Source organism: Enterococcus sp. 12F9_DIV0723 (assembly GCF_002174375.1).
GTDB lineage: Bacteria > Bacillota > Bacilli > Lactobacillales > Enterococcaceae > Enterococcus_A > Enterococcus_A gilvus.
The window spans coordinates 1413743-1418777 of the sequence record NZ_NIBK01000001.1; the positions used below are offsets into that span (position 1 = coordinate 1413743).

Here is a 5035-nt window from a genome sequence, read left to right on the forward strand (position 1 = left end):
GGGGCTAGCAGTATGTATGTTACTTGCAAAAAGTCAACGATATAAAACATTAGGCAAATTATCAATTTTACCTAGTTTATTTGGAATTACTGAACCAATTATTTTTGGTACTCCTATTATTATGAACTTAAAATTATTAGTTCCTCATGTGTTTGGACCAGTAATTTCTCTTGGTTTAGCATATGTTTTAACACTATTGGGAATTTTACCACGTCTAACTGGAGTAATGTTACCAACTGGAATGCCTCTAGGAGTACAAGGATTTTTACAAGGAAGTTGGCGAATTGCATTATTCCAAATTGTATTTGCAATAATTTCAATCTTTATTTGGTATCCATTCTTCAAGAGTTTAGATAAAGATGCAGTAAAAGAGGAACAAAACTCAACTGAAACAGCATAAAAAAATATAAAAGGAAGTAGTAAATTATGGTTTTTCCAAAAAAATTTTTATGGGGCGGCGCGACCTCAGCGTATCAAGTAGAAGGTGGTTACTTGGAAGGTGGAAAACTTCCATCTACAGCTGATACATTAGTATCTGCTCCTAACCATCTCGAAGGAATGAGAGAACGATTTGGTGGGTACGGCATAATCGATAGTGATAAATTTTATCCTAGTCACCAAGCTTCAGACTTTTATCATCATTTTAAAGAGGATATTAAGCTATTTGGTGAAATGGGATTTAAGAGTTATCGGATGTCAATTGCTTGGTCTCGAATTTTTCCTAAAGGAGATGAAAAAGAGCCAAACGAAGAGGGATTAAAATTTTACGAGGATGTTTTTGATGAATGCTTGAAATATGGTATTGAACCAATAGTTACGATTACTCATTATGAAACGCCGCTACATTTATCAAAAGAATACGGTGGATGGCAGAATCGTAAGTTAATTAAGTTTTATGAAAATTACTGTCAAACAATATTTGATAGATATAAAAATAAAGTGAAATATTGGATGAATTTCAACGAAATCAATGTAATTTCAATTATTCCTGATTTTGGAGGAGGCTTTCATGTTGAAAGAAATGATTTTGATCGGAATCAAAAAATATACCAAGCTTCCCATCATATGTTTGTTGCCAGTGCAAAAGCAAATCAATTATGTCACGAAATCATTCCTGGGTCACAAATTGGTATGATGTTAGCAGGAATGGAAAGCTACCCTGCAACCTGTAGACCAGAGGATGTATGGGAAACAATTGAACATAAGAATACAACATTTTTCTATAGCGATGTGATGATGCGTGGAGAATACCCATTCTATACAAAAAGTTTGTTTGAGAAATTAGATGTTAATCTAGAAATTGCAGAAGGTGATTTAGAGTTAATGGAAGCAAACCCTTGTGATTATTTAGGATTTAGTTACTACATGAGCAACGTGGTATCTGCAAATCCAGAAAATCAAGGAATTGTTGGTAATATGTCAAAAGGAATGGCAAATCCATTCTTAGAAGCCAGCGAATGGGGGTGGCAGCTAGATCCGATCGGTTTAAAAAATTACATGGTTGAACTATATGAACGTTATCATAAACCGTTATTTCTTGTTGAAAATGGTTTAGGTGCAAAAGAAGAACTGACTACTGTTGATGGTGAATTAACTGTTATAGATGATTATCGTATTGATTATCTTAAGCAGCATATCATTCAAATGCGAGAGGCAATTGAATATGGGGTTGAAATGATTGGATATACTCCATGGGGATGTATCGATTTAATCAGTGCGTCAACAGGTCAGATGAGCAAACGTTACGGATTCATTTACGTAGATTGTGATGACGAAGGAAACGGTAATTTAAATCGCTATAAGAAAAAATCTTTTGATTGGTACAAAGAATTAATTCGTTCAAATGGCAATAGTATTTGAGAGAGGAATGAAGAATGACTATACAAGATTTTTTATTAGGTGCTGCAACAGCAGCACATCAAGTAGAAGGAAACAATATTAATAGTGATGTGTGGACAATGGAACAAATGGAAAATACAAAATTTGTTGAACCGTCACTCGATGCTTTAGATCATTATAATCGATATGAAGAAGATTTAACTTATTTAAAAAAAGTGGGCCTAAATGCTTATAGGTTTTCGATCGAATGGGCAAGAATTGAGCCTATCCACGGTTTTTTTGATATGGAGAGTTTAGAGCATTATCAGAAGAAACTAGAATTCTGTTTGAACAGTGGGATTGAGCCGATTGTTACAATGCATCATTTTTCCACACCTAAATGGGTTATTGAAAAAGGGGGCTGGGAAAATCCTGAAATTGTTGAATGGTTTACTTCATACTGCACAGTTGTTGTAGGACATTTAGGACATTTGATGAAATATGTTTGTACCATCAATGAAGCCAACATGGGACTTCAACTGCAAAGTATGATGAAAAACATGTCAAAATCTATTAAAAAAGACCTTGATGTCCAAGTCGGAATCAATACCGAAAATTCAACTGATGATAAGATGGCAAAAACTAAAAAAGAATATTTAGAAATATTCGGTACAGAGGAACCAAACTTTTTCTTATCACCGAGAACTGACAATGGAGACAAAATTATAATGGATGCACATATTCATGCTAGAGAGGTCATAAAAAAAGTGGATAGTGACTTAAAAGTAGGTATCACATTATCTTTGCATGATCTCCAAGCGATTAACGGTGGAGAAGAAATAGTTAAAAAAGAATGGGAAAAAGAGTTTTTACATTATGTTCCGTATATTAAGGATGATGATTTCTTCGGTATTCAGAACTACACAAGAAAAGTTTTTGATAAAAATGGTAGAGTTGAATTACTGGATTCAGCAGAACGAACGCAAATGGGTTATGAAAATTATCCGCAAGCGCTTGGTAATGTGATAAAAAAAGTGCATACCTCGCTATCAATTCCGATTATTGTAACTGAGAATGGTATTGCGACCTCGGATGATAAAGCACGAATCCAGTTTATTGATCAAGCATTATTAGGAGTTGAAGAATGTATCAAAGAAGGTATCCCAGTGCAGGGATACTTACACTGGTCATTACTAGATAATTTTGAATGGCAGTTAGGATTTACACGAACTTTTGGATTAATTGAAGTAGACAGAGAAACTCAAGCAAGAAAACCTAAAAATAGTTTACGCTACCTTGGGAAGCAAAAAAGCAGATTTGTATAATTCAAAATTGAGGTTATATCGTTTGTGCGTTATATCCTTTTTTGATAAGAAAGATTAAATTAACGTTGTGGAAGTGAAAGAATGAAATATTACTGTAATCCATTAAATCTAGAATACCACTATCAATTTAGTTTGAGAGATGAAGAAGCTCAAAAAGATGCTTTATTTAATTTATATCGTGAAGCAGCAGACCCGTCGCTTGTTTATTTTAAAGAAAGTTACCTAATGTTTACTTCTATGACTTCAGGTTTTTATGCAAGTAAAGATTTAGTCAAGTGGGAATTTCATAGATTTAATTCAGAGATACCTATCTATGACTATGCTCGGATATTTGCGTAGTGGGAGAATATTTATATTTTTCGGCTTCAAAAAGAAATGAGTCGTGTCCTTTTTATAGAACAAAAGATCCATTCAATGAACCATTTGAAGAAATTCAAGGTGAAATATCATTTTGGGATCCTCATTTGTTCAGGGATGACGACGAGAGATTATATCTATATTGGGGATGCTCAAATTTAACTCCGATTTATACAGTGGAGTTGGATCCAAATACATTAAAACCGAAAGAAGAGCCTAGAGAATTAATTGATACTGATGAAAAAAAATATGGGTTTGAGCGAAATGGAGAAGATCATATACCTCCAAAAAGTAAAGAAGAGGTTGAAACAAGTGTTAAGTTAATGTTGAAACGTTATGAGAATCTTTCAGAAAAAGAAATAATGGAAGTTAGCGGACTTTCTATAGCCCAGATGGAAAAAATAATTCGTGGCTATGTGGGTAATAGACCATACATTGAGGGGGCTTGGATGACCAAGCATCAAGGGAAGTATTATCTTCAATATTCAGTTCCTGGAACAAAATATAATGTATATGGTGATGCTGTTTATATTGGAGAGACACCACTTGGCCCGTTCACTATTGCGAATAATAATCCTTACTCCTATAAACCTGGTGGTTTTATTAACGGGGCTGGTCATGGTTCAACGCTTAAAGATATAATAGATAATTACTGGCATTCTTCTACAATGAGAATTTGTCGGAATGATAATTTTGAAAGAAGAATAGGAATGTGGAAATCTGGATTTGATGGAGATGGAGAACTTTTCTGTGATCAAAGATATGGGGATTGGCCAATCTCAGTTGATAGTCAACCTTTCGATAAACCGAACTGGATGCTTCTTTCTTATGGGAAAAAAGTAAATGTTTCTTCTGGAGAAAATAGTATGACTGTTGTTGACGAAGATATAAGAACTTTTTGGAAAGCAGAAAATAATAAGCAAAAGGAATGGATAGAAGTAGATTTAGGAAAGCTTATGTCGGTGAATGCGATTCAAATCAATTTTGCAGATGATACTGAGCGTAAGATGAAATTACCTAAAGAAGCAAAAGTTTTTCGTAAAAATGGATTTACACGTTTCTTAGATCAAGAAGTTCAGTTTACTAGATGGAAATTGGAAGGTTCTATAAACGGGATGGACTATTTTGTCATTAGTGACAAAACTAATGCATATACAGATTTAGCGCACGATTTAGTGATTTATGAAGAAGGTTTGAATTATAGATATATCAGACTTACTATTCTTGAAGTTCCATATGGAACAGAGCCATGTATCTCAGGTTTAAGAATTTTTGGGAAAAATGATGGTGACATGCCTAAGCCGGCGAGAAATGTAACTTTTGAAAGAGTATCTCCATTAGATGTTAAGGTATGTTGGGAGCAACATTCAAATATTGTAGGATATAACATACTTTGGGGACATACTTCAGATAAGTTATATCATAGTTATATGGTATTTGGAAAAATGGAGCAAAACATTGGTGCATTGACAGCTGGCCAAAAATTATTTATGCGCGTGGATACATTTAATGAAACAGGAATAACAGAAGGAACT

General features: G+C 34.0%; 5 protein-coding genes. All 5 read left to right on the plus strand.

Translation table 11 applies throughout. The features are described 5' to 3' along the window. On the plus strand, positions 1-400 hold a 400-nt coding region (locus A5868_RS06780), incomplete at its 5' end, for a PTS transporter subunit EIIC (RefSeq protein WP_140404346.1). A gap of 26 nt (positions 401-426) precedes the next feature. Further along, entirely contained in the window at positions 427-1860 is a 1434-nt protein-coding gene (locus tag A5868_RS06785; protein ID WP_086304175.1) for a glycoside hydrolase family 1 protein, read from the plus strand. Positions 1861-1874: 14 nt separating this feature from the next. Next, positions 1875-3143: a glycoside hydrolase family 1 protein gene (locus A5868_RS06790; RefSeq protein ID WP_086304172.1), complete on the plus strand. Its 1269-nt coding sequence runs from the start codon at positions 1875-1877 to the stop codon at positions 3141-3143. An 81-nt stretch (positions 3144-3224) separates the two neighbouring features. Further along, complete coding sequence (locus A5868_RS18965; protein ID WP_176374149.1) at positions 3225-3482, plus strand: hypothetical protein; 258 nt, start codon at positions 3225-3227, stop codon at positions 3480-3482. Next, on the plus strand, positions 3482-5035 hold a 1554-nt coding region (locus A5868_RS06795), incomplete at its 3' end, for a discoidin domain-containing protein (RefSeq protein WP_176374150.1). The genes A5868_RS18965 and A5868_RS06795, both read left to right, overlap by 1 nt.

Bases quoted from the DNA above. Each gene is read 5' to 3' on its own strand.
- A5868_RS06785 (WP_086304175.1), top strand. From the start codon at position 427: ATGGTTTTTCCAAAAAAATTTTTATGGGGCGGCGCGACCTCAGCGTAT.
- A5868_RS06790 (WP_086304172.1), top strand. From the start codon at position 1,875: ATGACTATACAAGATTTTTTATTAGGTGCTGCAACAGCAGCACATCAA.
- A5868_RS18965 (WP_176374149.1), top strand. From the start codon at position 3,225: ATGAAATATTACTGTAATCCATTAAATCTAGAATACCACTATCAATTT.